We start from the raw sequence: 24,590 nt of genomic DNA, 5'->3' as shown, positions 1-24,590 counted from the left end.
CACACAAGGCGTTCGTCACCGCATCGCAGCCACGGATTCGAGCGAGCGGCCGCGCGAACCGCCGCTCAGGTCACGGAACACTCAACGCACCAGACATGGGCGCTTGTTATCGAACTTCCAGTTCGGAATCAGATACTGCATGGCCACGCCGTCGTCGCGCGCACCGAGGCCGTGCTGCTGATACAGCGCGTGCGCCTTCTCGATCTCGTCCATATCCAGCTCGACACCGAGGCCGGCGGCCTGAGGCACCTTGACCTTGCCGCCGACGATCCGCAGCGGCTCGCGCGTCAGGCGCTGACCGTCCTGCCAGATCCAGTGCGTGTCGATCGCCGTGATCTTGCCGGGCGCCGCCGCCGCGACATGCGTGAACATCGCGAGCGAAATGTCGAAGTGATTGTTCGAATGCGAGCCCCAGGTCAAGCCCCACTCGTTGCACATCTGCGCCACGCGCACCGAACCCTGCATGGTCCAGAAGTGCGGATCGGCCAGCGGAATGTCCACTGACTGCAACTGGATCGCGTGACCCATCTGGCGCCAGTCGGTAGCGATCATGTTGGTCGCCGTCGGCAAACCGGTCGCGCGACGGAATTCGGCCATCACCTCGCGGCCCGAGTAGCCGTTTTCCGCGCCGCAGGGATCTTCCGCGTAAGCGAGCACGTCGTGCTGATCGCGGCACAAACGCACCGCTTCCGCGAGCGACCATGCGCCATTCGGGTCGAGCGTGACGCGCGCGTTGGGGAAACGTTCCGCGAGTGCGGTCACCGCTTCGATCTCGGCGTCGCCGGCCAGTACGCCACCCTTGAGCTTGAAATCGTTGAAGCCGTAACGCGCTTGCGCTGCCTCGGCGAGCCGCACCACCGCTTCGGGCGTCATGGCTTCTTCAGTGCGCACGCGCTCCCAGTCGTCGCGCCCTTCCGCGCCGCTCTCGTAGGGCAGGTCGGTTTTCTTGCGGTCGCCGATATAGAACAGGTAGCCGAGCATTTCCACTTCGTCGCGTTGCTGGCCTTCGCCGAGCAGTGCCGCAACCGGGACGCCCAGATGCTGCCCGAGCAGATCGAGCAGCGCGGCTTCGAGTGCGGTCACCGCGTGAATGGTGGTGCGCAGATCGAAAGTCTGCAGACCGCGCCCGCCGGCGTCGCGGTCGGCGAACTGCGTGCGCACTTTGTTCAGGATCGCTTGAAGATTGCCGATCGACTGACCGACAACCAGCGCACGCGCGTCGTCGATCGTCTTGCGGATGCTCTCGCCGCCCGGCACTTCGCCGACCCCGGTATGCCCGGCGCTATCGCGCAGGATGACGATGTTGCGCGTGAAGAACGGGCCATGCGCGCCGCTCAGATTCATCAGCATGCTGTCACGGCCGGCGACAGGCACGACGCGCAGCTCGGTCACGATCGGCGTAGCGTTCGATTGGGATGAGTTCGTGGACATGAGAATGGACCCGGTTGAGTTAGTGAGCCGGCAAGTGGGCATGCGCGCGCTGGATCAGTGCGCCAACACCCCGTGCCGGACAGAAAGTGGGAAATGCGTTATTCACGGTCTATGATTTTCGCCGGTCAGTGGGCCTTGCTATGCAAAGACTCCGGCAACGCTTCGCGGTTCACACGGCGATTGCGAGTCAGGAAGCCGGCCGCCGCCGCGATCAGCGAAGCCACCCCCAATGCATATAGACCACCGGTGATCGAACCGGTGTGCTGTTGCAGATAACCGAAGGTAGCCGGCGCGAAGAACCCGCCGAGGTTGCCGACCGAGTTGATCAGCGCAATGACGGCGGCGGCCACACGTGCGTCCAGATAACCCTGCGGAATCGGCCAGAAGAGCGAAGACGCGGCCTTGAAACCGATCGCCGAGAAGCAGATGGCGACGAAAGACAGCACCGGATCAGACGACGTGGAGGCGAACAGCCCGCACGCCGCGATGACGAGCGCCACCGCCAGCCACGCCTGCTGGAAACGCCATTTCGCCGACAACAGCGCGAAACAGTACATCGCGACCATGGCGATGAGCCATGGGATGGTATTGAACATGCCGACTTCGAAGTCCGAAAGGCCGCCCATTTTTCGAATGATCGTCGGGAGCCAGAACGTCGCCGCGTAGATGGTCAGTTGAATCGCAAAGTACAGAAAGCAGAATAGGAGAATCTGCGGGTCTTTCAGCAGCTTCATCGCCGGCAGATGCGCGCCGCCGTGCGCTTCGCGCTCGGCCTGCTCCGCGGCGATCGCACTTTCGAGAACGCTCTGCTCCTCAGTTGTCAGCCAGGTGGCGTCGCGAACGCGCGACTTCAGCAGCAGCCAGCTGACACCGCACAGCATGATCGAGAAGCCACCCTCAATGAGAAACATCCATTGCCAGCCCTGCAAGCCAAGGCCGCGAATCGACAGCAGGCTGCCGGTGATCGGCCCCGACAGCACCGACGCGAGCGCCGAGCCCGAGAGAAAAACCGCCACGGCCTTGCCCCGCTCTTTCTGCGGCAGCCATTGGGTGAAGTAAAACACGACGCCCGGGAAGAAGCCGGCTTCCGCGATGCCGAGCAGGAATCGCAGCACATAGAAGGACGTGTCGTTCCAGACGAACGCCATGGCGGCCGCGACCAGCCCCCAGGTGCCCATGATGCGCGTCAGCCAGGCGCGCGCGCCGTACTTCTGCATCAACACGTTCGACGGCACTTCGAACAGCGCGTAGCCGACGAAGAACAACCCGCTCCCCAGGCCGTAAGCGGCCGCGCCGATGCCGAGGTCCGTCTGCATGTGGGCATTGACGAAGCCGATGTTCACGCGATCGATATAGTTCGCGATGAACATGATCAGAAAAAGCGGCAGCACGTGCCGCTTGACCTTCGAAACCGCGGACTCGAGCGGGTCGACGGCCGTGGTGAGAGCAGATGTCAAGGTTGTCTCCGTGTTCGGCCACTCCGGCGGCCCGATCGAGCGCAACGCGGCACATTCGGGCAGGCCGGATGACCCAGCACGAAGTGCGTGATACGTTGTCTGATGACAGTCTACCTCTTTCCAACCATCGATTCCAACGGAGTGTTTACCCTGTCATATGGGCCGTATTCACCGGGAAATCCTCGCCGCAGGACGGTTGCCGCACTCAAACAATACAATCGAATTAAGACGTCCGATGACATGATGAAAGCTAGGCTGACTGAGCCGGCTGGATCCGCTCAACCCGTCATCGCCGCCGGCATGCGAAGCACGAGATTCAAATCGTTCTCATTCGGACTGACGCTATGATGGCTATGTCGAGACGACAAACGACGTCGCTCGCACACGCAACGTGTGAATTCCCAGCCGATTGGTCAATAGATAAATGAGCAGCCTAACTGAGAAGGTGGTGGCCACCCTTTCCGATGAAATCCGCCGCGGCAGCCTGCGGCCGGGGGACCGCATCCCGACGGAAGTCGCGATGATGAAGCAGCTCTCGGTGAGCCGCTCCGTGGTTCGCGAGGCGATCTCGCGCCTGCAGGCGGCCAAGGTGGTCGAGACGCGTCACGGCATCGGCACGTTCGTTCTGGAGCCCGCCACGGAGCAGTCCATGCAACTGCCGGCCGCCGACCTCTCCAGCATGCTGGACGTGATGGCGATCATCGAATTCCGCATCGACGTCGAGGCCGCCTCGGCCGCGCTCGCGGCCACGCGGCGCACCGAGCAGAATCTCAAGCAGATTCGCGGCGCGCTGGAGCGCTTCGAGTCCGAACTCGAGCGGGGAAGTACCGACACGTTGGCGCACGACATCGAGTTTCATCTGCAGATCGCGCGCGCCAGCGGCAATCGCTATTTCTTCGATGTGCTCAGTCAACTCGGCCGCGCGGTGAGCCCGCGCACGCGGCTCGGCAGCGCCGAGATCGCGGAACTCGACCATATCGAGCACCTGCGCAATGTGCTCAGCGAGCATCAGATGATCTATCGGGCGATCGAACGCCAGGACGCCGACGACGCGCGTGCCGCGATGCGCATGCATCTGAGCAACAGCCGCGAAAGACTTCGGCGCGCGCACGCGTTGAGCAAGGCGGGCGGCTGATCGGTCGCGCCGCCGCACGCTGCGAAGCGCTCGCCTCGCGCGGTGCGGCGGCCAGCCGGCGTACTTCGGCACAACGTTGCCCTGCCCGGCCGCCGGCAATCCCGATTGCTCCGGCTCGAGCAGAACCTACGGAGCGGGCTCTTCGACATCCAGCCCGATCAACGCCGAACTCAGCGATTTGCCGTGCGCGTCGAGCGCAAGCGAACGCGTCACGCCTCCGCCGAGCGCATCACCGAGTACGAAGTTGAATGCGGCAATGCCGGGCAGTTCATAGCGCACGACTTCGCCGCGCACCACGTCGCTCAGATGCGCCTTGACCCGTTCCGCCGTCAACACCGCGCGCAAATGCTCGTAGTGCTTTGCGTCATAGCAGATGACCGAGATGTTCAGCGTATTGCCCTTGTCGCCGGTCCGCGAATGAGCAAGCTCACGTAGTTTCATGTCACGCCTCCACCAGCGAGAATGCCGGCTTGACATGCTCGCGCGGCAACAACACCGATTGCACCGCGACGACTTCGCGCGCCGCTTTAGTCACGCCGCCACCGCCCGCCGGGCCGTTCGTGTAAAGCGTCTCCACCTCGTTGCCGATCCGTATCGCTTGTGCCAGTGACTCGGTGCGCCCCGCGACGCGCGCTCTCACCTCATAAGGCTCGCCGCAGCCGCCGGCCACCGCTTCGCCATGCAGCGCGTTCACGCCGATCAGATCGAAGCGCAATTCACGCGTTTCGACGCCGGTCAGGGCAAGCCTTTCCCGCACGATATCGAGCGCAAGCCGGGCTCGCGCCAGCGCGCCGGGACCGCCGTATGAAATCTGCCCTTCGCCGATATAGCCGTCGAAGTAAGCGACCGACACCTTCAACGTACCGGTCCGCGGTGTGCCGCGCCCGCCGCTCACGCGAATGCGATCCGGCGCTTCCTGGGCAATGCGCACCTGCGTGAAATCGGCGACCACGTCCGGTTGCAGATAGCGCTGCGGATCGTGAATCTCGTACAGTAGTTGCTCTTTGCAGGTCGCCTCGGTGACCCGGCCGCCGGCCTGCGGGAGCTTGGTGATGACCACCGAGCCGTCCGGCGCGACTTCGGCGATGGGAAAGCCGAGCCTCGCGAGATTGGGAACGTCCTTGAAACCCGGATCGGCAAAATACCCGCCGGTGATTTGTCCCGCGCATTCGAGCAGGTGGCCGGTCACGGTCGCCTGGCCGAGCGTCTGCCAGTCGTCCATCCGCCAGCCGAACTCGTGGATCAGCGGCGCGACGAACAAAGAAGGATCGGCGACACGACCGGTCAGGACGATTTGCGCGCCGGCCGCAAGCGCCTCGACAATCGCCGCCGCGCCCAGGTATGCATTCGCGGACACGAGGCGATCGCTGTACGAAGCAACGCTTTCCCCGGACTCCTCAAAACGGAAATTGCCCTGCCGCACGACGTCGAGTACATCGTCGCCGGTGACGGCGGCAATCTTCACACCGCCGAGACCGAGCGCGCGCGCGATCTCGGCAGTCTTCTTCGCCGCCGCAAGGGGATTGGCCGCGCCCATGTTGGAAATGATCCGCACGCCACTTCCCGGAGCACGCATGGCAGCGGGAAGCACGGCCGCCATGCGCGTTTCGAGCAACGGGTCGTAGCCCAGCTCAGGATCCTTGCTGCGCGCCTGCTGCGCGATCGCAATGGTGCGTTCGGCGAGGCACTCGAACACCAGGTAATCGAGCGCGCCGTGTTCCGCCAGTTCGACCGCGGGTTCGATACGGTCGCCGGAATACCCCGCGCCTGCGCCGATTCGAACCGGCCGTCCATGTGGAGTCGCTATCATGCTGGTCGCATCCATTCAGTCAAACCGTCAAGCTCACAACGAGAATATCCCCAGCGCGACGCAGGCAATCGTCATGACGATCGACGCGCCGAACAGTAGAGGGAACGTGAATTTCTGATGGTCGGCGAGATCGATGCCGCACAGGCCGACCACCAGGAAAGTCGCCGGCGTCAGCGGGCTGACCGGAAAGCCGGTGGTCATCTGGCCAAGCAGCGCGGCCTGGCCGACATGCACGGCGGGCACGCCGAGCTGGCCGGCCACTTCGGCGATCACCGGCAGCACGCCGAAGTAAAACGAGTCTGGATCGAACAGCATGCTGAGCGGCATCGACATCAACCCGAGCGCGACGGGGATGTGGCCCGCCATCGCGGGCGGCACGAAGCCGACTGCCGCGTGTGCCATGGCCTTCAGCATGCCGCTGCCCTGCATCACGCCGGTGAACACGCCGGCCGCCAGCAGGATGCCGGCCATCATCAACGCAGCCCGTGCGTGCGCGTCGATCCGCTTGCGCTGCATGTCGACGTTCGGATAGTTCACCATCAACGCGATGCACAGCCCGACCATGAACATGATGGCCGGCGGAATCTTCTCGCCCATCACGACCATCGTGCCGAGCACGACGAGCGTCAGGACGATGTTGAACCAGAAGTTTTTCGGCCGGCGCAAGGCTTGCTCTTCGGGTGTCAGCTCGCGTTTGGGCATCGGTGCGGAACCGCTCGCGGCGGTGAGGCCGAGCCGCTTTTCCTCGCGCCGTCCGAGCCAGAACGCCATGCCGAAGACGAACACCAGGCCGATCAACTGCACGGGAATCAACGGATTGAACAAAGCGGAAACCGGCAGATGCAGCGAGGCCGACGCGCGGATCATCGGCCCCGTCCACGGCAGAAAATTGATGCCGGCGGCCATCGAAACCGCTGCGGCCAGCACGCGCCGATCCATCTTCAGACGATCGTAGAGCGGCAGCATCGCGGGAATCGTGACGAGAAAGCACACCGCGCCGGAACCGTCGAGATGAATCAGCAGCGCAAGCAAGGTGGTGCCCATCACGATCCGCGTGGGCCGCGTGCCGACAGCGCGCAGAATGCGGTCGATGATCGGATCGAGCGTGCCGGCGTCGGTAATGGTGCCGAAGTACAGAATCGCGAACACGAACATGCCGACGACGGGCGCCAGGCTCTTGAGTCCGTCGATCACGAATTTGCTTGTCTGAAAACCGAATCCGCCGATCAGCGAAGCGGCGAGCGGCACGATGATGAGCGCCACCAGCGGCGACATCCGTTTCGACAGAATCGCGCCGAGTAGCACGACGATGGTGGCTAGCCCCAGCAATGGCAGCATGTCCTTGTCTCCGATGTTGTTTTTTACTGCGATCCAGCGTAAGTTCGGGACGGCGATAAATCAATTGAAATGAATTGATCGCAGCTATTACGAACCATCATGGATCTGAACCTTCGGGACATTCGCGCGTTTATCGCCGTGGCGCAAACGGGCAGTTTCACGCGCGCGGCCACGCGCCTGCATCTTTCTCAACCCGCCTTGACGGTGCAAATACGCCGTCTGGAGGAGACGGTCGGCCTGCGTCTTTTCGATCGCAACAGCCGCAACGTCGCGTTGACACCGACCGGCCGCGAACTGCTGCCGCTGCTGCAAAAGTCCCTGCATGACATGGAGCACGTGCTGATCGACGCGCGTGCGCTCGGCGAAGGCTCGAGCGGCACGGTGCGGATCGCGTGCTTGCCCACTTTCGCGGCGAGCGTATTGCCGGAACTCGTGCAGGACCTGAAGAAGACGGTTCCGCGCGTGAGCTTTCATGTGCGCGACGTGGTCGCCAGCATGGTCAACACGCTGGTACGCAGCGAAGAAGTGGATATCGGTCTGACCGGCGGCGAGCTGGGCGACGCTGGCTTCGAGGTGCTGCATGCGGGCATCGACCGGTTGGTGGCCGTGTTTCCGAAGCGCCATGCGCTGGCACGCCGCAAGCGCATCACGCTGGCCGACCTTGCAGGCGTCCCGCTCGTGCTCACCGCGCAAGGCACGAGTGTGCGGGCGGTGGTCGACAGCGCGTTTGCAGACGCTCACGCCATGCCTGAGATCGCGTGCGAGCCGACCTACATGATGAGCGCGGTCGCGATGGTGCGCGCGGGACTCGGCGTGACCATCCTGCCGGCATCGGCCCGCGAGGTCAGAGCGGAACCTGAACTGATAGTCCGCCCAGTCGACGATCCCGCATTCACCCGCCCCATCGCCCTCATCAAGAAGCGCGGCAAGACCCTGCCGCCTGTCACGGAAACCTTCGTTGCCGTGTTGATCGACAAGCTCGGCAAGATTTCAACGTCCGGGCAAGCTTGAATATCGATGAAACAAATACCGGAGCGGCATCTTAAGGCAGGCCATTCATTATCTATCGCACATCGTCTGAAAGGGCTGCGGTAAATGCCGTGGATTCCCACTGGCTGCGTTTATTCCGTTCTCAAGCCCGCCGTTTGATTTCCGCTTGCCTGGCTTTCAATTTCAAATAGAACCCGAATCGCCTCGTTATTCATCTGATTTAATCGAAGCGACGCACGCTAGCATCGATATCGCGTGGGCTCGAGGAAACGTCCGCGCGCATTTTCCGAATAACGTCGAAAACCAAAAAATGATAATCAGCCAATTTCGAATGCTCGTGGTGGCCGCGGCCTCGCTCGCCACGGTCGCTCCGGCGTATGCAGGGTTAGGCGGCGCACCGACCTACCCCGTCACCGCCAGCAGTACCAGCGCAGGGGCGGCCAGCGTGGGCGGCAGCGCGGTGGCCCGCTTCGCGGCAAGCGCCAATGCGGCCTCTTCGGCCTACACCGTGAGTCAGACCACGCTCCCGTCGGGCACGGTCGTGAACGAGTACATCGCGGCGGGCAACACCGTGTTCGCGCTGAGCTGGGAAGGTCCGACCATGCCGCCGCTCAATACACTGCTCGCCACTTACTTCCCGTCTTATGTGCAGGGACTTACCGACGCGCACGCAGCGCAAGGCGGCGGCTATGGGGCAGCCGTCGTGCATCAGTCGGCTCTGGTTGTCGAGACAGGCGGCCATATGGGCGCCTTCGCGGGTCGGGCCTATCTCCCGCAAGCGCTGCCGCAAGGCGTCAGCGCCGACGACATCAAGTAAGTCTGTTCAAAATCAATCGAGAGAATAAAAGTGCGCAAAATCGCATGGGTGATTGCCGCGGCGCTCGGGCTGAGTCTGGCCGGCTGTGGCGGGGGTGGTAGCGGGAGTAGCAGCAGTGGAACCAGCAGCAACACATCAACAAACGCGGGCGGAAGCTCATCCACGACGTCGAGCACAACGAGTTCTTCGTCCAACGTCCTCGCGGTGGACGCGTCGGCTGTGCCTACCGCGGTCGGCCCCGGCAATACGATCGCGGTGACGGTGAGCGGAACGGGCATCCACAATCAGCCCATGGTCAGCGTCACGATCTGTACCCCGGGATCTGGCGCCGCCACCAACTGCTCGACGATCCCGAACGTGATCGTCGATACCGCCTCGTTCGGGCTGCGCCTGGTTCGCTCAGCGATTCCGACAACCACCTTCAATGCACTCACCGCCGAAACCGATCAGACGAGTGGCCTCCCGCTCGCCGAATGCGCGTTGTTCGGCAGCGGCTATGCATGGGGTTCGGTCCATCTCGCGGACGTTGCGCTTTCGGGTGAGACTGCCCAGAGCGTACCGATCCACGTGATCGGCGATTCGGCGCTGACCGTGAGCGCGCCGACCGAGTGCCAGGTTGGCCGTCAGCTCGCAACCACCGCCGATCTTGGCGCAAACGGTATTCTCGGCATTGGCGTGAGCCCGACAGACTGCGGCACCGCGTGTGCGACTACAGCGCTGTCGCAGTACTACTACACCAACGCCGGCACGGCCACTTCGGTGCCCGTCAGCGGGCAGATCACCAATCCCGTCACCCTGTTCGGGCAGGACAGCAACGGCGTGATCCTGGAGATGGCGCAGGTGTCCGACAGCGGCAGCGCGACGGCTCACGGTACGCTCGTGTTCGGCATCGACACGCAGACGAACAATGCGTTGTCAGGCACGGGCGCCACGCTGATCGGGACGGACGCGAACGGCGACTTCACGTCGAGCTACAACGGCGCCACGCTGAGGACGACGTTCTTCGATTCCGGATCGACAGTATTGTTCTTCCCGGACCTGTCGATCCCGATTGACAGCTCGTCCGGATACTACATACCGACGGTGACCGTGGGCCGGACGTCGACGCTGGCGGCAACCAGTCCGGCGAGCGTGACGCTCGGTTTCAATATTGCAAACGGGACGACGTTGAACGCGTCGGGGAATAACGCCTTCAATAACCTCGGTATCTATCTGTCGCGGCAGTTCGACTTCGGCATGCCGTTCTTTTATGGCCGGCACGTGTACTACGGCATTTCGGGCAAGGCGTCCACGGGTGGGGGCACGGGGCCGTACGTAGCATACGTTTCAAGCTGAGCGGCATAGGTTCCGCGCGATGAATATCGGACACGGTGCCGAAATTCATTCGCGCGGGACAGGAAAGTTTTTACAAGCAAACCGCGACATTGCGGATCTCAAGTTCTTCATTTTCCTGCCGATATGGGTGCTGGGGCGCAGAATCGTTCACACCCGCGCCGGCCTCTTCACCACGCGAACATGAAAATTAAGAACAACGTAAGCCGACGCGCAGCAGCCGTCGTGGCCGCCTTGTGCATGAGCGCGTGCGCGCATAACCCCGCCCCGCTCGCGGCGTCGGCCGCGTCGGCTTCGGCGGCAGATACGGCAATCGGCTCGCAGTCCGGCCCGTCCGCGAGCGCCACCGCGAATGTGCCGCCGGACGTGCTCGCTACCTGTCAGCGCTTCTCTGCCGAAATGAGTGCCGGCCATGCTGCAGACGCGGCCCGTCTTGCGAACGAATGTCTTGCTTCACACAGCCTGCCGGTCGCGTTGCGCACGCGAGTGCTGCAGGAGCTGACGCTAGTCGACATGGCGCTTCGGGATGACCGGGCCGCGCTCGACGCGCAGCTTGCCGCGGTCGAACTCATGCCAACTCCGACCGATGTGCAACTGCTGTTGCTCGCGCATCTGTATGAAACCAATCAGCGCGACGATGAATGCCTGTCGACACTCGACCGGCTCCGCGCGAAGCACGAGGCCACGCATGATCTCGATCTGACGATTGGCGCGTCCTACTACCAGGAACTCGGCGCCGCGTTAGCCGGAAAGAAACGTTTTAAGGAATCCCTCGACGCTTTCTCCAAGGCCATCGCGCTTCAACCTGCGCTCTCGGATGTCTATCGCAGACGCGCCCTCGTACGCGAGGCATCGGGCGACGCGGCTGGAGCACGCGCCGACTACGTTCAGTTCGCGCGCTGGGCGACGGACAGGGAGATTGATGCGTCGACACGCGCCAAATTCTCTTCACTAGGCATCGATCCCGCCAACGAACGACGCCACCCCTTCGGCGACACCAATCCGTTGTACAACATCGCTGCGGAACAACTCGACAAGGGACGGCAGTCACTGAAGGCTTCCACGACTGCGCAGGCCAAGGCAGAGGCCTACAGCGACATTTCGGCATTCTCGGACGGCATCGGCCGGCATGTTGACGCACTGGCGGCGATCGACAAGGCGATCGCACTCGCGCCGGACGACGTGAGCTACAAACAATCGAAAGTCACGACCCTGGTCGATCTGAATCGCATCGACGCCGCCCTCGCGTATGCCGCGCCAATCCGCAAACGGGCGCATGACGAAGCTGCCGCATCGCCCAACCCTGGCTCGGTCTTCAGCAAATATCGCGAAGTCTCGAGCTCATCGGCGCTGGCCTACATGCAACAGGGCAAATGGAGCGAGGCGATCGACGCGCTGATTGACGGCGCCAAGGGGTCGGAGCCCGCCGACCAGGATTACATGGCGACGCTCTATCTCTACGTCCGGGCAAGAAGTGCCGGAGCCGCGCCCACCAATGCGTACTTCGACGACTACATCCGGCGTGCGTCGCAACCGGTGTTTGGAAGTTATCGCCGTTGGCTGCTGCTGTATATGCAGGGCAAACTCCCGGTCGAACAGGTATACGGTCAGATCGTATCGCTCGACAATCCCGTCGCCATCCAGAACGCGCTCGCCGAAACCTGGTTCATGGCCGCGGCCTATGAACGCTACGTGAAACACAACGACGCGGCAGCCCGCGCTTTTGTCGGCCGGCTGAACGATCTCCAGCCCTATGGAACCAACGAGTGGATGATGGTCCAGCGAGGCGGTGCGTGACATTCGCATCCGCCAGCCGGCTTCAGCGCGCGCGGCCCGCCCTGTCGCGAATGGCTTCGTTGCTCTCGTCGCTCACGCTAACGGCGGCCGCCGTGGCGCCTATCGTCGCAAGCGCGATGCCGTCGATTGTTCAGGACGCCGCTCGTCCGGCATTTTCGTTCGCGGCCGTGCCGTCCGCGTCGTTCAGCGACCCGACCACGCCTTGCGCACTGCGCTTCGGCGCCGGCCAGGAATGGGCCGCCTCGCCGCTCGCAAAGCCCGCGCAATTGCTCGCGTTGTGCCGTGCGGACGCGGCTGCCGGAAATCGGGACGCGCGTCTCGTCTACGGGCAAATGATGCTGTTCGGCTTCGCCATGCAGCCCGACGATGCCGGCCTCGCCATTCTGAAGCAGACCGCCGTGGACGGCTCGCCGGCCGCGCAGCGCGTGGTCGGCTCGCTTTACCACGATGGCACGCGCGTGCCGAAGGACTATGCCGCTGCTCGCCGGTGGCTCGCGCTCGCGGCGGACAACGGCGACGGCGCCGCAGCCGGCACGCTCGGCCTGATGGACTACAACGGTGAAGGCGGTGCGGTCGACTTCGCCTCCGCGTACACGGAGTTTGTGCGGGCCGCTGAAAATGGCTATCCGCATGGCGCGACCAGTGCCGGTCAACTGCTGGCCGGCGGCCGGCCAGGCGTGCCTCGCGACGTTCACGGCAGCGTGACCTGGTTCATTCAAGGCGCGGTACACGGCGACCCCGACGGCGAGTTTCTGCTCGGCATCTCGCTGTTGCGCGGCTGGGGTGTTGCGCAAGATGCGCACAACGCAGCGGGATGGCTCAGCGCAGCAGTTGCGCAGGACCATATCGAAGCGCACGCCGTGCTCGCCGATCTGTATCTGGCCGGCTCGGGCGTCCCTCGTGACGACCCACGCGGCTTCGCGCTGATGTCGATTGCGGCGCGGCACGGCTCGATCTACGCACAGCGCCGGCTTGGCGAACTGTACTCGGGCGGCGTCGGCACCACCCGCAACGCAGCCTTGGCGCGCGTCTGGCATCGAAAGGCCGCGCTCGAGGGCGACGCCACGGCGCAATTCGAACTGGCCGTCGAGTACCGCTTTGGGCTCGGCGGGTCCGTCGATCCGGATGCCGCAATCGGATGGATGCGTGGTGCGGCTCAGGCAGGGGTTGCATCGGCTCAAAACGATCTCGGCGTCATGCTGCAGCGTGGCGAAGGCGAAGCGCGCAATCTCGCCGAAGCAAAGCAGTGGTACGAACGTGCGGCCGCGCAAGGCCTGGGGGTCGCGTCGTTCAATCTTGCGTTGCTCGCCGATGCCGGATCCGGCATGCCGAAAAACCCGGCGCTCGCCTTCCAGCTCGCGCGTACGGGCGCTGAACGCGGCTATGCGCAAGCCGCCGTGATGGCGGGCAAAATGCTGTTCGCCGGCGAAGGCGTGCCGGCCGACAAAGCGCAGGCACTGGTCTGGTATCGCAAGGCGGCCGATCTGGGCAATCTCGACGGCGAACGCGCAACGGGCTGGCAGTACCTGTACGGTGTCGGCACACCGCGCGACGAAGCACTCGGCGAACACTACCTGGAACTCGCCGCGCAAGCCGGCGACCCACAGGCGCAGACGATGCTCGGCTTGTATTTGCTCAGTCGTCCGTCGTCGGTCAGCAAGGACAGCGGAAAGGAATGGCTGGTCAAGGCAGTCGCGCAAAAATTCGGTCCCGCCTACGCCGCAATGGGAAACCTTTATGCCAGGGGCGAAGGCACGACGCCCGACCAGGCCAGCGCGCTCACATGGTTCACGCGTGGCGCGGAATCCAACGATCTCGTCTCGCAGCGCGTGCTGTGTCTCGCCTACGCGAACGGCTCGGGCGTCGCGCGCGATGCGCCGGCGGCACAGCGCTGGTGCCTCGCAGCCGCGCAGGCGGGCGATGCATTCGCGATGCGTCAGTTGGCTGTCGGCATCGCAACCGGCAATGACGCGTCCGCCCGTGAGCGGGTCTACTGGCAGTGGCGCCTCGCGAATACCGGAGACGCCGCCTACGAATCGATCCTCGGCGACTCGTACGACCAGGGCAGCGGCGTGACGGCCGATTTCGGCGCGGCGATGTACTGGTTCCGCCGCTCGGCCGCGCAGGGCAATGCCTCGGCGCAAGCCTCGCTCGCGTGGCATCTGTTTACCGGACTCGGCGGTGAGCGCGATGACCAGGAGGCCTTTGCATGGGCCAGCCAGGCGGCGGGCGGCAGTTCGTCCGCGATGGAAATGGTGGGCGCGGCCTACCTGAGCGGACGCGGTGTTGCACAAAACATGACCCTTGCGCGCGGATGGCTCGAAAAGGCCGCCGCCGCGGGTTCGTGTGAAGCGGCGGACGATCTCGCGAATCTGTACGAGACCGGCACGGGTGTGCCCATTGATGACGAGCTGGCGCTAGGCTGGCATCGCAAAGCTGCCGCGTTGGGATGCGATGCGGCGGTCATCGCGCTTGCACTGCGCGCTCAGGCTGCGGGACAGACGCACTCGCTCACTCAACGGTCGCCGTACTGGCTCGCGCTCACCGCCGGCGAGCCAGCGTCGGATGCGAAAAGCGGCTTACCGACATCGGCTGCCGCAGAACATGGCGAAGCGGCGTGGAACGCACTCTCGACGCTGAACGGGGCGTTGCGGGGCGAGCCATTGCGGCAGTACGAAACGGGGATTCGCTACCTCTCGGGCGACGGCGTGATGCGCGATAAAGCACTCGGCGACGCCTGGCTTCAGCGCGCGCAGGCGAGCTTTGCCGCCAGACCCGGCTTGCGCGCCTATGCCGACGCCACGCGCGTTGTCGAACAGCGCGTTGGGGCGACGCTCACCGCGGCAGAGCGGGAGCGGGCTCAACGGTTGGCGCTCAATCTGATCGCGACGGTGCCCGCCAGCGCGACGGTGCTGGGAACTCGCTAAAATCGAAATCGCGGCCGGCCGCCCACGTTCACGCCGCCCACCCACCGTCACAGCGCGAAAACTCGTAGCTTTATTGATTTTCTGGTGGCGGCGCTGGAAACCTGGTGGATCCTTGAGCTGCTGAGCTCACCTGGAAGGCACCTCTCATGGAATTCCACGACGACGACCTCACCCATTTCGAAGCCCACGGCGCCGCCCCGCTGCCGGCCCCGAACGACGACGGCTACGTCGAGCACGAAGGCGCGCGCATCTGGTACGCGTCCTATGGAAGCGGCAAACCGGTGATCCTGCTGCATGGCGGCCTGGGACACAGCGGCAACTGGGGCTATCAGGTCCCGGCGCTGGCCGGCTCGGGGCATCGCGTGGTGGTGATCGACAGCCGCGGCCATGGCCGCAGCACCCGCGATGCGCGCCCCTATCTGTACGAGCTGATGGCCTCCGACGTTCTGGCCGTGATGGACGCGCTTCAGCTCGACCAGGCCGCGATCGTGGGCTGGAGCGACGGCGCCTGCGTCGCGATGGTGCTGGGTCTCCAGGCGCCCGAGCGGGTTGCGGGGGTGTTCTTCTTCGGCTGCAACATGGATCCCAGTGGGACGAAGGCATTCGTGCCGACGCCGATCATCGATCGCTGCTTCGGACGGCACGCCAAAGACTACGCGCAACTCTCGGCCACACCCGGCGACTTCGACGCCTTTGTCGGGGCGGTCAGCGAAATGATGAGAACGCAGCCCAACTACTCCGCGCACGATCTCGGCCAGATTCGTGTACCGGTGGCGATTGTCCAAAGCGAGCACGACGAATTCATCAAGCCGGAGCACGCCGACTATCTCGCCCGCAGCATTCCCGGCGCGAAGTTGATTCTTTTGCCTGGCGTGAGCCATTTCGCGCCGCTGCAGCGGCCAGCGCAATTCAACCGAGTGATGCTCGCTTTTCTGCAGCGGGTTCTTCCCTGATCTGAGCGGTCACGGGCGAAGCCTCGCTCCGTTCCGCATGTACGCCGCCCCACTATGTGGCCAAGGCACCAAAATTTCACGATGCGATATGAGCCCTTGCCTCGTAAAAAATCGTGGTGCGTGGCACAAATTCTCCATTTCGCAATGTCGCCCCACGTTGCACATCGCAAAATGACGATCGTAACCGTTTATTTTTAAACGGTATTTTTTGATAGAAAGAACCGTCTAACGCCCTCTTGCGTCATGACTCGCTGACGTAGACTCTTTTACAAGAGCCGACGCTTCATAGGACGCAGCGAAAAGGGTGCGGCAAAAGACGGGACACAAACGCAGTCGCAGCGAGTCCCCCGCCCCTACCAAAAGCGTCGCGGCACAGCGGTTTTTAATTGGCAATCGGGAGACTAAAAATGAAAGGCTTTCGCTTTGGATCGACCCAGGGAGCGTTCTACATTTTGCCGGGCCAAGATGGCTGGGAAGCAACCTACGGCAACGAAACGCTCGGTGAATTTTCCTGCCCGGAACAGGCAGCCGATGAAGTCGCACGCGGCCTGAGCTGCCCGCAGCTGACGGAAATCGACACGTCGACGCTCGAAATTCCAGAAAAACTCAGCGATTGGGAAATCGTTCACGTGTAAGGGCAGGCATGACCGCCACTCACGTAAGCGTAGAAACGACGATGGCGCTCCTGAGGAGCGCCATCGTCTTGCTTACTGCTTACTTCAGTGCCTGCTTCGGTACCGTGAGCAACAGCTTAAGTACCTCACTCAGCACTACATTGAGCGCCTTAAGCGATCGCGTCCACGATCTTGTTCAGCGTGGCGCTCGGGCGCATGGCCTTGCTCGTCAGGTCGACATCCGGACGGTAGTAGCCGCCGATCTCCACCGGTTGACCTTGCGCCGCACCCAGCTCCTCGATGATCTTCGCTTCGTTGTCGGCCATCGCCTTCGCCACGCCGGCGAACTGCGCCTGCAGGGCGGCGTCGTCGGTTTGCGCGGCGAGTGCTTCCGCCCAGTACATGGCCAGGTAGAAGTGGCTGCCGCGGTTGTCGATACCGCCAACCTTGCGCGCCGGCGACTTGTCGTTGTCGAGGAACTTGCCCGTTGCCTGATCCAGCGTCTTGGCCAGAACCTGCGCCTTCGGGTTGTGATACGCGCCGCTCAGGTGTTCGAGCGAAGCCGCCAACGCCAGGAATTCACCGAGCGAGTCCCAACGCAGGAAACCTTCTTCGACCAGTTGCTGAACGTGCTTCGGCGCCGAACCGCCGGCGCCGGTTTCGAACATGCCGCCACCTGCCATCAGCGGGACGATCGACAGCATCTTCGCGCTGGTGCCCAGTTCCATGATCGGAAACAGGTCGGTCAGGTAGTCGCGCAGCACGTTGCCGGTGACCGAGATCGTGTCCTTGCCGGCGCGGATGCGCTCGATCGAGAACTTCGTTGCTTCGACCGGCGTCATGACGCGGATATCCAGACCGCTGGTATCGTGGTCCTTCAGGTATTGCTCGACCTTCTTGATGATCTGGGCGTCGTGCGCGCGCGCCGCGTCCAGCCAGAAAATAGCCGGCGTGTTGGTGGCGCGCGCGCGGTTGACCGCGAGCTTGACCCAATCCTGGACCGGCGCATCTTTGGTCTGGCACATGCGCCAGATGTCGCCCGCTTCAACCGCCTGCTCGATCAGCACTGTACCGGCTGCGTCGCTCACGCGAACCACGCCGTTCGCCGGAATCTGGAACGTCTTGTCGTGTGAACCGTATTCTTCAGCGGCTTGCGCCATCAGGCCGACGTTCGGCACCGTGCCCATGGTGACCGGATCGAACGCGCCGTTCTTCTTGCAGTCTTCGATCACAGCCTGGTAGACGCCTGCGTAGCAACGGTCCGGAATCACGGCCTTGGCGTCGTGCAGCGCGCCGTCCGCGCCCCACATCTTGCCCGACTCGCGAATCATGGCCGGCATGGACGCGTCGACGATCACGTCGCTCGGCACGTGCAGGCTGGTGATGCCCTTGTCCGAGTTGACCATGGCCAGTTGCGGACGTTGCGCGTATTGCGCCTTGATGTCGGCTTCGATCGCTTCAACCGTTTCAGCCGGCAGATCCTTCAGGCGCGCGTACAGGTCGCCGATACCGTTGTTCGGGTTGAAGCCGGCTTGCGCCAGCGCGTCGGCGTGCTTGGTCAGCACGTCTTTGTAGAACACCGACACCACGTGACCGAAGATGATCGGATCCGACACCTTCATCATGGTCGCTTTCAGGTGCACCGAGAACAGCACGCCCTTCGCCTTCGCGTCGTTGATCTCGGCTTCGATGAAGCTGCGCAAAGCGTTTTTGGAGAGCACCGAAGCGTCGATGATCTCGCCCGCCTGCACGGCCGTCTTTTCCTTCAGGACCTTCGTCGAGCCGTCGGCGGCGATCAGTTCGATCTTCACGGCGCCGGCTGCTGCGATCAGCGCCGATTTTTCGCTGCCGTAGAAATCGCCGCCGCTCATGTGCGCCACGTGCGACTTCGAGTCCGCGCTCCACGCGCCCATCTTGTGCGGGTGCTTGCGTGCGTAGTTCTTGACCGACAACGGCGCGCGGCGATCCGAATTGCCTTCGCGCAGCACCGGGTTCACCGCGCTGCCCTTGATCTTGTCGTAGCGAGCCTTGACGTCTTTCTCGGCGTCCGTGTTCGCCACGTCCGGATACGGCGGCAGCTTGAAGCCCTGATCGCGCAGTTCGGTGATCGCAGCCTTCAGTTGCGGCACCGAAGCGCTGATGTTCGGCAGCTTGATGATGTTCGCTTCCGGACGCGTGGTGAGTCCACCCAGTTCCGCCAGATCGTCGGAACCCTTCTGTTCCGCGGTCAGGTAGTCGGGAAATGCAGCGATGATCCGGCCGGCAAGCGAGATATCGCGCGTTTCAACGATCACGTCGGACGAGCGCGTGAACGCCTTGACGATCGGCAGCAGCGAATAAGTCGCCAGTGCAGGCGCTTCGTCGGTCAGGGTGTAGATGATCTTCGGCGATGTGGACATGTTTGATGCTTTGCTTGGTGAAGTGATAGACAGAGCGTTGGTGGCGCTGTGCCGCAACGTAGCGACAAAGCAGCAAGAACGCAGCGCGACCCACGGCACTACTTTTTACGGCCCGACCGTGAGTATATGCGCGTTTTCCAGTACTCGCTGCTAAACAAACATATTCCGACAACGCCATGAACGGGGGCGAGCCCCGCCAGACAAGGCTTACAGCCGATTACCCTATGTCTTAAGACAGATGTCTTATAGATGACCTAAGATGCGAAATAGATTGTGAATGCGAATCAGATGCATTACCATTCGTACGAAATCGCAGTTTGAACCATCCGTTTAACCACCATTCGCTCGAACCTAGCCGTTTCGCACATCTTTGGTGCGCGGCGGCGTCACTCTGCCTAAATCAAACAACATGCAGAATTCATTTGTCGCGGGACGCCCAGCGCGCCCAACCTTTATGCGCGGCCACCGCCGTATTCCGTCGCTGCTCAGTGCGGGGCTCTTCGTCAGCGTCGGGTTGTCGTTGTCTACTTTGTCGTCTTCGGGATGGGCGCAGGTCGCGGCTAGCGACACGGCCGCCACCCTGCCTGCCGTGAGCGTGTCGGCAACGAAAGACACCGGCGCGGCGCAGGCCGACACCGTCAGCGCCGGCGCGCTGGGTTCCCGCAAGCAGGTGGACACGCCGTTTTCGACGCGCGTGGTGACGAGCGACGAGGCGCAGGACCTGATGGCCGCAACCGCCAACGATCTGTTCAAGTACGACCCGGCGGTCGCGACCATCAGCGAAAACGCGATCAGCGAGAACTCCATGTTCACTGTGCGCGGCATGCCGATCGACACGCTGAACGGCATCAAGGTGGATGGCCAGGCCTTCCCTTCGTGGGATACCGATCTCTCGCTCGAGCCGTTCGAGCAGGTCGAATTGCTCAAGGGCCTGTCCGGCTTCATGTATGGCTTCGGTTCGCCGGGCGGCATCGTCAACTACGTGCTGAAGCGCCCGACGGACGATCCCTACCGCAGCGTCTCGATCGGCTACAAGTCGGCCGGCGTGTTCAGCGAGGCGGTCGATCTGGGCGGCCGCTTCGGCAATGACAATCGCTTCGGCTACCGCCTGAACCTCGTCAACGAAGAGGGCAACACCGCCGAAGACCATGGCCATGTGCGCCGCCAGGTGGCCTCGCTTGCGTTCGACTTCCGCATTACGCCGGATCTGACCTTTACCGCCGACGCCTTCTATCAGAAGCGCAAAACCAACGGCACGCTATTCGGCCTGATGTTCGGCAGCGGCCTCGGCATTCCCGACGCAAGCACCGTCACCCATTCGCTGACACAACCGCAGAATTACTACCAGACCGAGATGGCCTCGTTCGGCACGGGGCTCGACTACCGCCTCTCCGAGAACTGGCATGCGAGCGTGAAATACCGCTTCGCCAAGGAAAACCGAACTAATTCGGACAGCTTCCTGTATGTCAGCGATAGCGCGGGCGATTACTCGAACACGCTCTATGCGGCAATGACGCGTTACTTCTACCAGAACGTCGACGCGATGGTGCAGGGCAAATTCAACACCGGCAGCATCAAGCACGACGTCGTCATCGGCGCGGGCTTCGAGACGCAGACCAGCGAGTACAGCAACAGCACCGGCTGGAATGACGGCTACTTCCTCGGCAACGGCAATCTGTACAGCAGCACGCTGCTGACCAACGCTGAAGTCAGCATCGGCTCGGAGCTCTACCGTCAGCAGCGCACCACGCAGGCTGCCCTGTACGCGAGCGATACCGTGCAGCTCACGTCGCGCCTGTCCGCCCTGGTCGGCGTGCGTTACACGCAATACCGCGAACATGTGTACGACCCGAGCGGCGCCGTATCGTCGCAATACAGCGCGGATCCGGTCACGCCGACCTTCGCGCTGATGTTCAAGACCGACCCGTACTCCACGCTGTACGCGAGCTATGTCGAATCGTTGGAACAGGGCGGCTCGGCATCGAACACGAACTCCAATTACCCGGCTACGTTCGGCCCGCTGAAGAGCAAGCAGTATGAAGTCGGCTTCAAGACGGACCACAGCAAGTGGGGCGCCAATCTCGCGTTGTTCCGCGTCGATCAGGGTTACAACTATACGAACTCGGCCAACATCTTCGTGCAGGACGGCACGAAGCGCTATACCGGCGTCGATGCAAGCGGCTGGCTCGCGCTGACGAGCGAATGGCGCGTGATGGGCGGTGTACTGTGGCTCGACGCGAAGGCGGTCGACGTGGACGATGCAACCGTCGAAGGCAAGCGCGTGTATGGCGCGCCGCGCTTCACCGCGACGGGCCGGATCGAATACAACCCGTCGTATCTGCGTCGGCTGACGCTGGCGTTCGGCGGCAAGTACGTCGGCAACCAGGCGGTCGACGCGGCTAACACGCAGTTCGTGCCGGCTTACGTCACGTACGATTTGAGCGGCCGTTACGAGACGAAAATCGCCGGGAAGGACGTGACATTCCGGGCCGGGATCAACAATCTGTTCAACCGTCGTTACTGGACCACTGCGTGGGGCTACTACGTAGCGCCTTCGCCGACACGGACTGCCGTGGCCAGCGCTACTTTGCAATTCTAAGCAATCCGTTTGAAGGGAGGAGCGTGCGTTGCAGCAGCGCGGGCGTCTCCTCCTGGTCAGCTCAGCTCAGTTCGCTGACGGCGCCCTGACCATGGCGGGAATTTCCGCAACCAGCGCGTCGATCGCGCAGCGCGTTTTCAAAGCCAGATACCGGCTCTTCGGCCACACAACGTGGATATCCTGCAGAGGCCGGAAGCAATTTTCCATCACCGCCACCAACTGGCCTGTTTGCACGTAGCACGCCAGCAACCAGCATGGCAGCCACGCCAGCCCAAACCCGGCGATCGCCGCATCGACAATCCCTTGCACGTCGTCGAAGCCAAGCTGCGGCTCGACGTCCGCACGCCGGATTTGCCCGTCGACATCGAGCACATCCCACGGGTCGGCTACGCCGGCCCGCGTATAGGCAATGACGGTGTGCCCGCGCAATTCATCGACATTGCGCGGCGTGCCGTGCTGCGCAAGATAGGACGGCGCGGCGCCGATGCTTGCGTACTGCACCCCTAGCCGCCGGGCCACGAGACTTCCGCTATCGCCCAGCGGCCCGATTCGCACAACCAGATCGAAGCCCTCCTCCACCACATCCACGAAGCGGTCCGTAATCGAAATATCGACCTTCAGTTGGGGATGCCTGCGCGCGAGTCCGAGCAGCACCAGCGCCACGCAATGATGGCCGAAGGCCTGCGGCACGCTCACTCGCAGACGCCCTTTCGGTTCGCGACGACCCGAGTCCAGATCGGCTTCCGCCGCCTCGAGTTCGGCGAGCGCACGCACGCAGCGGTCGTAATAGGCCTGGCCGTCCTCCGTGAGACTCTGGCTGCGCGTCGTGCGATTGAGCAGACGCACGCCGAGACGCTTTTCGAGCCGCACGATCACCTTTCCGACGGCGGAACGCGTCAGGTTCATGCGCTCCGCTGCCAGTGCAAAACTGCCCGTTTCGACGACACGCACGAATGTCGTCACGCCATCGAGAATGTCGCTCATCGCTCCACCTTATTGGTTCCTGCAGAGACGCATTGCCGGGAATTAACAGCGTCAATAGGGACAACAATTCCCTTCTATATTACACACTCCCTGGTGGCCAAGGCCATCGACTATCGAGGTGAATTGCCATGTCCAGATCCCCGAACACGTCGCCACGGCAAGACGAACGGCGGCACGCGAGCGCCTCGGCTGCCACTGCTGCCACTGCTGCCAAGGCCGAACATGACGCGACGGCACAGCGATCGCGCACCGCCCGAGTCATCTCTGGCGCACCTTCGCAAACGACGACCCGCATTTTCGTCCGCAAGAACACCCTGGCGTTGGGCGCGGTGTGTCTTGCTTCGCTGATGTTCGGCCTCGAAATCTCCAGCGTTCCGGTGATCCTGCCCACTCTGGAGCGTGTCCTGCACGGCGACTTCAAGGGCATGCAGTGGATCATGAATGCCTACACGCTCGCGGTGACGACGGTGCTCATGGCGACCGGCACGCTGGCTGACCGCTTCGGCCGCCGGCGGATCTTCGTGATCGGCATTGCACTGTTCGGCCTGACCTCGTTGATTTGCGGCTTCGCGCAGAGTGTGCCGGCGCTGATCGCCGGGCGTCTGCTGCAAGGCGCGAGCGGGGGGGCGATGTTGATATGTCAGGTGGCCGTGCTCTCGCACCAGTTCAGCGAGGGACCTGAACGCGCCCGGGCGTTCAGCGCGTGGGGCATCATTCTCGGCATCGGGTTGGGTTTCGGACCGATCGTCGGCGGGATGATCGTGGCCGTGCCGGGATGGCAATGGGTCTTCTGGGTGCACGCGCTGCTCGCCGTCGCTACCTTGGCGCTCGTCTTTGGCGGCGTGCAGGAATCGCGCGATCCGCACGCGCATACGCTCGATATTGCCGGCATCGTCACGCTTTCGCTGGCGGTATTCGGCCTCGTGTACTTCATCACGCAGGGCTCGGACATGGGCTTCACCAGTCCCCGTGCGATCTTGATCGCCGTGGCGACGCTAGCGGCCTTCGCAGCCTTTCTCCTCGCGGAGCAACGCAGTGCCCGCCCCATGTTCGACTTTTCGGTCTTCAGGATTCCGCAGTTTTCTGGCGCACTGATGGGTTCGGCTGGCATGAACTTCAGCTTCTGGCCGTTCATGATTTACCTGCCGATCTATTTTCAGATCGGCCTCGGCTACGACGGCGTGAACGCAGGACTGGCGCTGCTCGCGTATACGCTGCCGACGTTGCTATTTCCGCCGCTCGGTGAACGGTTTGTGTTGCGTTATGGATCGGGAATCGCCATCCCTGCCGGACTCTTTACGATTGGCCTCGGCTTCATCCTGATGCGATATGGCAGCAGTGCCGCGCACCCGGGCGCACTGACCATGCTGCCAGGCTGCGTACTCGCCGGCGCCGGTCTCGGCCTGACCAACACCCCCGTCACCAATACGACGACCGGCGCGGTTCCCCCCGAGCGCGCAGGCATGGCCTCCGGCATCGACATGAGTGCGCGCATGATTACGCTTGCGATCAATATTGCACTGATGGGCGCGATCCTGGTGGCTGGCATCCTGTTCAGCCTGAGGTCGAAACTTCCGACGACGTTCGACACCGCCCCACTCGGCCATCTGGCGGAGAAGATTGCAGCGGGGGACGTCGAGTCAGTCAAAGCGGGAATCCCGGCGTTGGCACAGATCGATCCCACCGGCACTGCCGTTCACAGCGCGCTGATTGAAGGTTTCGGCTGGGTCATGCTATACGGCGGCATCGGAGTATGGATACTCGCCGCGCTCAGTTTCGTGGTATCGGGAAGTGCTTCGAGAAGACTGAGAAAAGTAGCAACAGCCCCCGCAGGCCAACCCATTCAATGCGACTCGTGCTGAGCCGCCAGCGGTAGACGGGCCACCGCAACGCGGCCCGCGCGCGGGTTCGTGGGTTTGCATAGGAATCCGCACATTCGCTTAAGTTGTGATCGGTGTTAAGAACTACTCGTCGGCGCGCGAAGCGCCGCCGGAAGAATGACGCCCT

Annotated in this window: 18 protein-coding genes; 11 read left to right on the top strand and 7 right to left on the bottom strand. The window is 63.0% G+C overall.

Annotation, left to right across the window (positions count from 1 at the left end):
- Window positions 1-81: 81 nt before the first annotated feature.
- Entirely contained in the window at window positions 82-1,431 is a 1,350-nt protein-coding gene (gudD, locus tag DSC91_RS02220) for a glucarate dehydratase (RefSeq protein WP_115776625.1), read from the bottom strand.
- Window positions 1,432-1,556: 125 nt separating this feature from the next.
- On the bottom strand, window positions 1,557-2,888 hold the full coding sequence (locus tag DSC91_RS02215; protein WP_115779648.1) for an MFS transporter: 1,332 nt from the start codon (window positions 2,886-2,888) through the stop codon (window positions 1,557-1,559).
- A 424-nt stretch (window positions 2,889-3,312) separates the two neighbouring features.
- Between DSC91_RS02215 and DSC91_RS02210 the strand changes: the two genes are divergently transcribed.
- Entirely contained in the window at window positions 3,313-4,023 is a 711-nt protein-coding gene (locus DSC91_RS02210) for a FadR/GntR family transcriptional regulator (protein ID WP_115776624.1), read from the top strand.
- A gap of 126 nt (window positions 4,024-4,149) precedes the next feature.
- On the opposite strand, the gene DSC91_RS02205 is transcribed toward DSC91_RS02210, so the two are convergent.
- Genes DSC91_RS02205 through DSC91_RS02195 form a run of 3 tightly spaced genes read right to left on the bottom strand, consistent with a single transcriptional unit; the run spans window position 4,150 to window position 7,171 of the window.
- Entirely contained in the window at window positions 4,150-4,464 is a 315-nt protein-coding gene (locus DSC91_RS02205) for an AtuA-related protein (protein WP_115776623.1), read from the bottom strand.
- Between the two features lies 1 nt (window position 4,465).
- Complete coding sequence (locus tag DSC91_RS02200; protein WP_115779647.1) at window positions 4,466-5,833, bottom strand: acyclic terpene utilization AtuA family protein; 1,368 nt, start codon at window positions 5,831-5,833, stop codon at window positions 4,466-4,468.
- 33 nt (window positions 5,834-5,866) lie between these two features.
- A complete protein-coding gene (locus DSC91_RS02195; protein ID WP_115776622.1) occupies window positions 5,867-7,171 on the bottom strand; it encodes a CitMHS family transporter in 1,305 nt (434 codons plus the stop codon).
- A 99-nt stretch (window positions 7,172-7,270) separates the two neighbouring features.
- Here DSC91_RS02195 and DSC91_RS02190 point away from each other — a divergent pair, with 99 nt between their 5' ends.
- From DSC91_RS02190 to DSC91_RS02160, 8 genes are all read left to right on the top strand, one after another.
- Window positions 7,271-8,182: a LysR family transcriptional regulator gene (locus tag DSC91_RS02190; RefSeq protein ID WP_115776621.1), complete on the top strand. Its 912-nt coding sequence runs from the start codon at window positions 7,271-7,273 to the stop codon at window positions 8,180-8,182.
- A gap of 289 nt (window positions 8,183-8,471) precedes the next feature.
- Window positions 8,472-8,978, top strand: coding sequence for a DUF2844 domain-containing protein (locus DSC91_RS02185; protein WP_229758266.1), 507 nt, complete (start codon window positions 8,472-8,474; stop codon window positions 8,976-8,978).
- Window positions 8,979-9,008: 30 nt separating this feature from the next.
- On the top strand, window positions 9,009-10,313 hold the full coding sequence (locus DSC91_RS02180; protein WP_115776619.1) for a DUF3443 domain-containing protein: 1,305 nt from the start codon (window positions 9,009-9,011) through the stop codon (window positions 10,311-10,313).
- A 19-nt stretch (window positions 10,314-10,332) separates the two neighbouring features.
- Complete coding sequence (locus DSC91_RS37300) at window positions 10,333-10,497, top strand: hypothetical protein (protein ID WP_162831316.1); 165 nt, start codon at window positions 10,333-10,335, stop codon at window positions 10,495-10,497.
- The gene (locus DSC91_RS02175; protein WP_115776618.1) at window positions 10,494-12,107 is read left to right on the top strand and encodes a tetratricopeptide repeat protein; all 1,614 of its coding nucleotides are present in this window, start codon (window positions 10,494-10,496) and stop codon (window positions 12,105-12,107) included. Before DSC91_RS37300 ends, DSC91_RS02175 begins: the two co-directional genes overlap by 4 nt.
- Entirely contained in the window at window positions 12,104-15,034 is a 2,931-nt protein-coding gene (locus DSC91_RS02170; RefSeq protein ID WP_229758265.1) for a tetratricopeptide repeat protein, read from the top strand. The genes DSC91_RS02175 and DSC91_RS02170 overlap by 4 nt, the downstream gene beginning before the upstream one ends.
- A gap of 146 nt (window positions 15,035-15,180) precedes the next feature.
- On the top strand, window positions 15,181-15,987 hold the full coding sequence (locus DSC91_RS02165) for an alpha/beta fold hydrolase (protein ID WP_115776617.1): 807 nt from the start codon (window positions 15,181-15,183) through the stop codon (window positions 15,985-15,987).
- Window positions 15,988-16,394: 407 nt separating this feature from the next.
- Complete coding sequence (locus DSC91_RS02160) at window positions 16,395-16,622, top strand: hypothetical protein (protein WP_115776616.1); 228 nt, start codon at window positions 16,395-16,397, stop codon at window positions 16,620-16,622.
- A 149-nt stretch (window positions 16,623-16,771) separates the two neighbouring features.
- Here DSC91_RS02160 and DSC91_RS02155 read toward each other — a convergent pair whose 3' ends face one another.
- Entirely contained in the window at window positions 16,772-19,000 is a 2,229-nt protein-coding gene (locus DSC91_RS02155; protein ID WP_115776615.1) for an NADP-dependent isocitrate dehydrogenase, read from the bottom strand.
- 409 nt (window positions 19,001-19,409) lie between these two features.
- Between DSC91_RS02155 and DSC91_RS02150 the strand changes: the two genes are divergently transcribed.
- Window positions 19,410-21,599, top strand: a complete 2,190-nt coding sequence (locus DSC91_RS02150; protein ID WP_175171865.1) for a TonB-dependent siderophore receptor — start codon at window positions 19,410-19,412, stop codon at window positions 21,597-21,599.
- Window positions 21,600-21,665: 66 nt separating this feature from the next.
- On the opposite strand, the gene DSC91_RS02145 is transcribed toward DSC91_RS02150, so the two are convergent.
- A complete protein-coding gene (locus tag DSC91_RS02145) occupies window positions 21,666-22,583 on the bottom strand; it encodes a LysR family transcriptional regulator (RefSeq protein ID WP_115776613.1) in 918 nt (305 codons plus the stop codon).
- 128 nt (window positions 22,584-22,711) lie between these two features.
- Here DSC91_RS02145 and DSC91_RS02140 point away from each other — a divergent pair, with 128 nt between their 5' ends.
- Window positions 22,712-24,445, top strand: a complete 1,734-nt coding sequence (locus tag DSC91_RS02140) for an MFS transporter (protein WP_115776612.1) — start codon at window positions 22,712-22,714, stop codon at window positions 24,443-24,445.
- The last annotated feature ends 145 nt before the right edge of the window (window positions 24,446-24,590 follow it).

This window comes from Paraburkholderia caffeinilytica (assembly GCF_003368325.1).
Lineage (GTDB): Bacteria > Pseudomonadota > Gammaproteobacteria > Burkholderiales > Burkholderiaceae > Paraburkholderia > Paraburkholderia caffeinilytica.
Note: the sequence above shows the minus strand (reverse complement) of the source record. Positions and strands in the feature narration are given on the sequence as shown.

Excerpts from the sequence above, each read along its gene's own strand:
- DSC91_RS02165 (WP_115776617.1), top strand. The coding sequence starts at position 15,181 with ATGGAATTCCACGACGACGACCTCACCCATTTCGAAGCCCACGGCGCC.
- gudD (WP_115776625.1), bottom strand. The coding sequence starts at position 1,431 with ATGTCCACGAACTCATCCCAATCGAACGCTACGCCGATCGTGACCGAG.
- DSC91_RS02210 (WP_115776624.1), top strand. The coding sequence starts at position 3,313 with ATGAGCAGCCTAACTGAGAAGGTGGTGGCCACCCTTTCCGATGAAATC.
- DSC91_RS02205 (WP_115776623.1), bottom strand. The coding sequence starts at position 4,464 with ATGAAACTACGTGAGCTTGCTCATTCGCGGACCGGCGACAAGGGCAAT.
- DSC91_RS02195 (WP_115776622.1), bottom strand. The coding sequence starts at position 7,171 with ATGCTGCCATTGCTGGGGCTAGCCACCATCGTCGTGCTACTCGGCGCG.
- DSC91_RS02155 (WP_115776615.1), bottom strand. The coding sequence starts at position 19,000 with ATGTCCACATCGCCGAAGATCATCTACACCCTGACCGACGAAGCGCCT.
- DSC91_RS02140 (WP_115776612.1), top strand. The coding sequence starts at position 22,712 with ATGTCCAGATCCCCGAACACGTCGCCACGGCAAGACGAACGGCGGCAC.
- DSC91_RS02160 (WP_115776616.1), top strand. The coding sequence starts at position 16,395 with ATGAAAGGCTTTCGCTTTGGATCGACCCAGGGAGCGTTCTACATTTTG.
- DSC91_RS02190 (WP_115776621.1), top strand. The coding sequence starts at position 7,271 with ATGGATCTGAACCTTCGGGACATTCGCGCGTTTATCGCCGTGGCGCAA.
- DSC91_RS02150 (WP_175171865.1), top strand. The coding sequence starts at position 19,410 with ATGCAGAATTCATTTGTCGCGGGACGCCCAGCGCGCCCAACCTTTATG.
- DSC91_RS02145 (WP_115776613.1), bottom strand. The coding sequence starts at position 22,583 with ATGAGCGACATTCTCGATGGCGTGACGACATTCGTGCGTGTCGTCGAA.
- DSC91_RS37300 (WP_162831316.1), top strand. The coding sequence starts at position 10,333 with ATGAATATCGGACACGGTGCCGAAATTCATTCGCGCGGGACAGGAAAG.
- DSC91_RS02185 (WP_229758266.1), top strand. The coding sequence starts at position 8,472 with ATGATAATCAGCCAATTTCGAATGCTCGTGGTGGCCGCGGCCTCGCTC.
- DSC91_RS02175 (WP_115776618.1), top strand. The coding sequence starts at position 10,494 with ATGAAAATTAAGAACAACGTAAGCCGACGCGCAGCAGCCGTCGTGGCC.
- DSC91_RS02200 (WP_115779647.1), bottom strand. The coding sequence starts at position 5,833 with ATGATAGCGACTCCACATGGACGGCCGGTTCGAATCGGCGCAGGCGCG.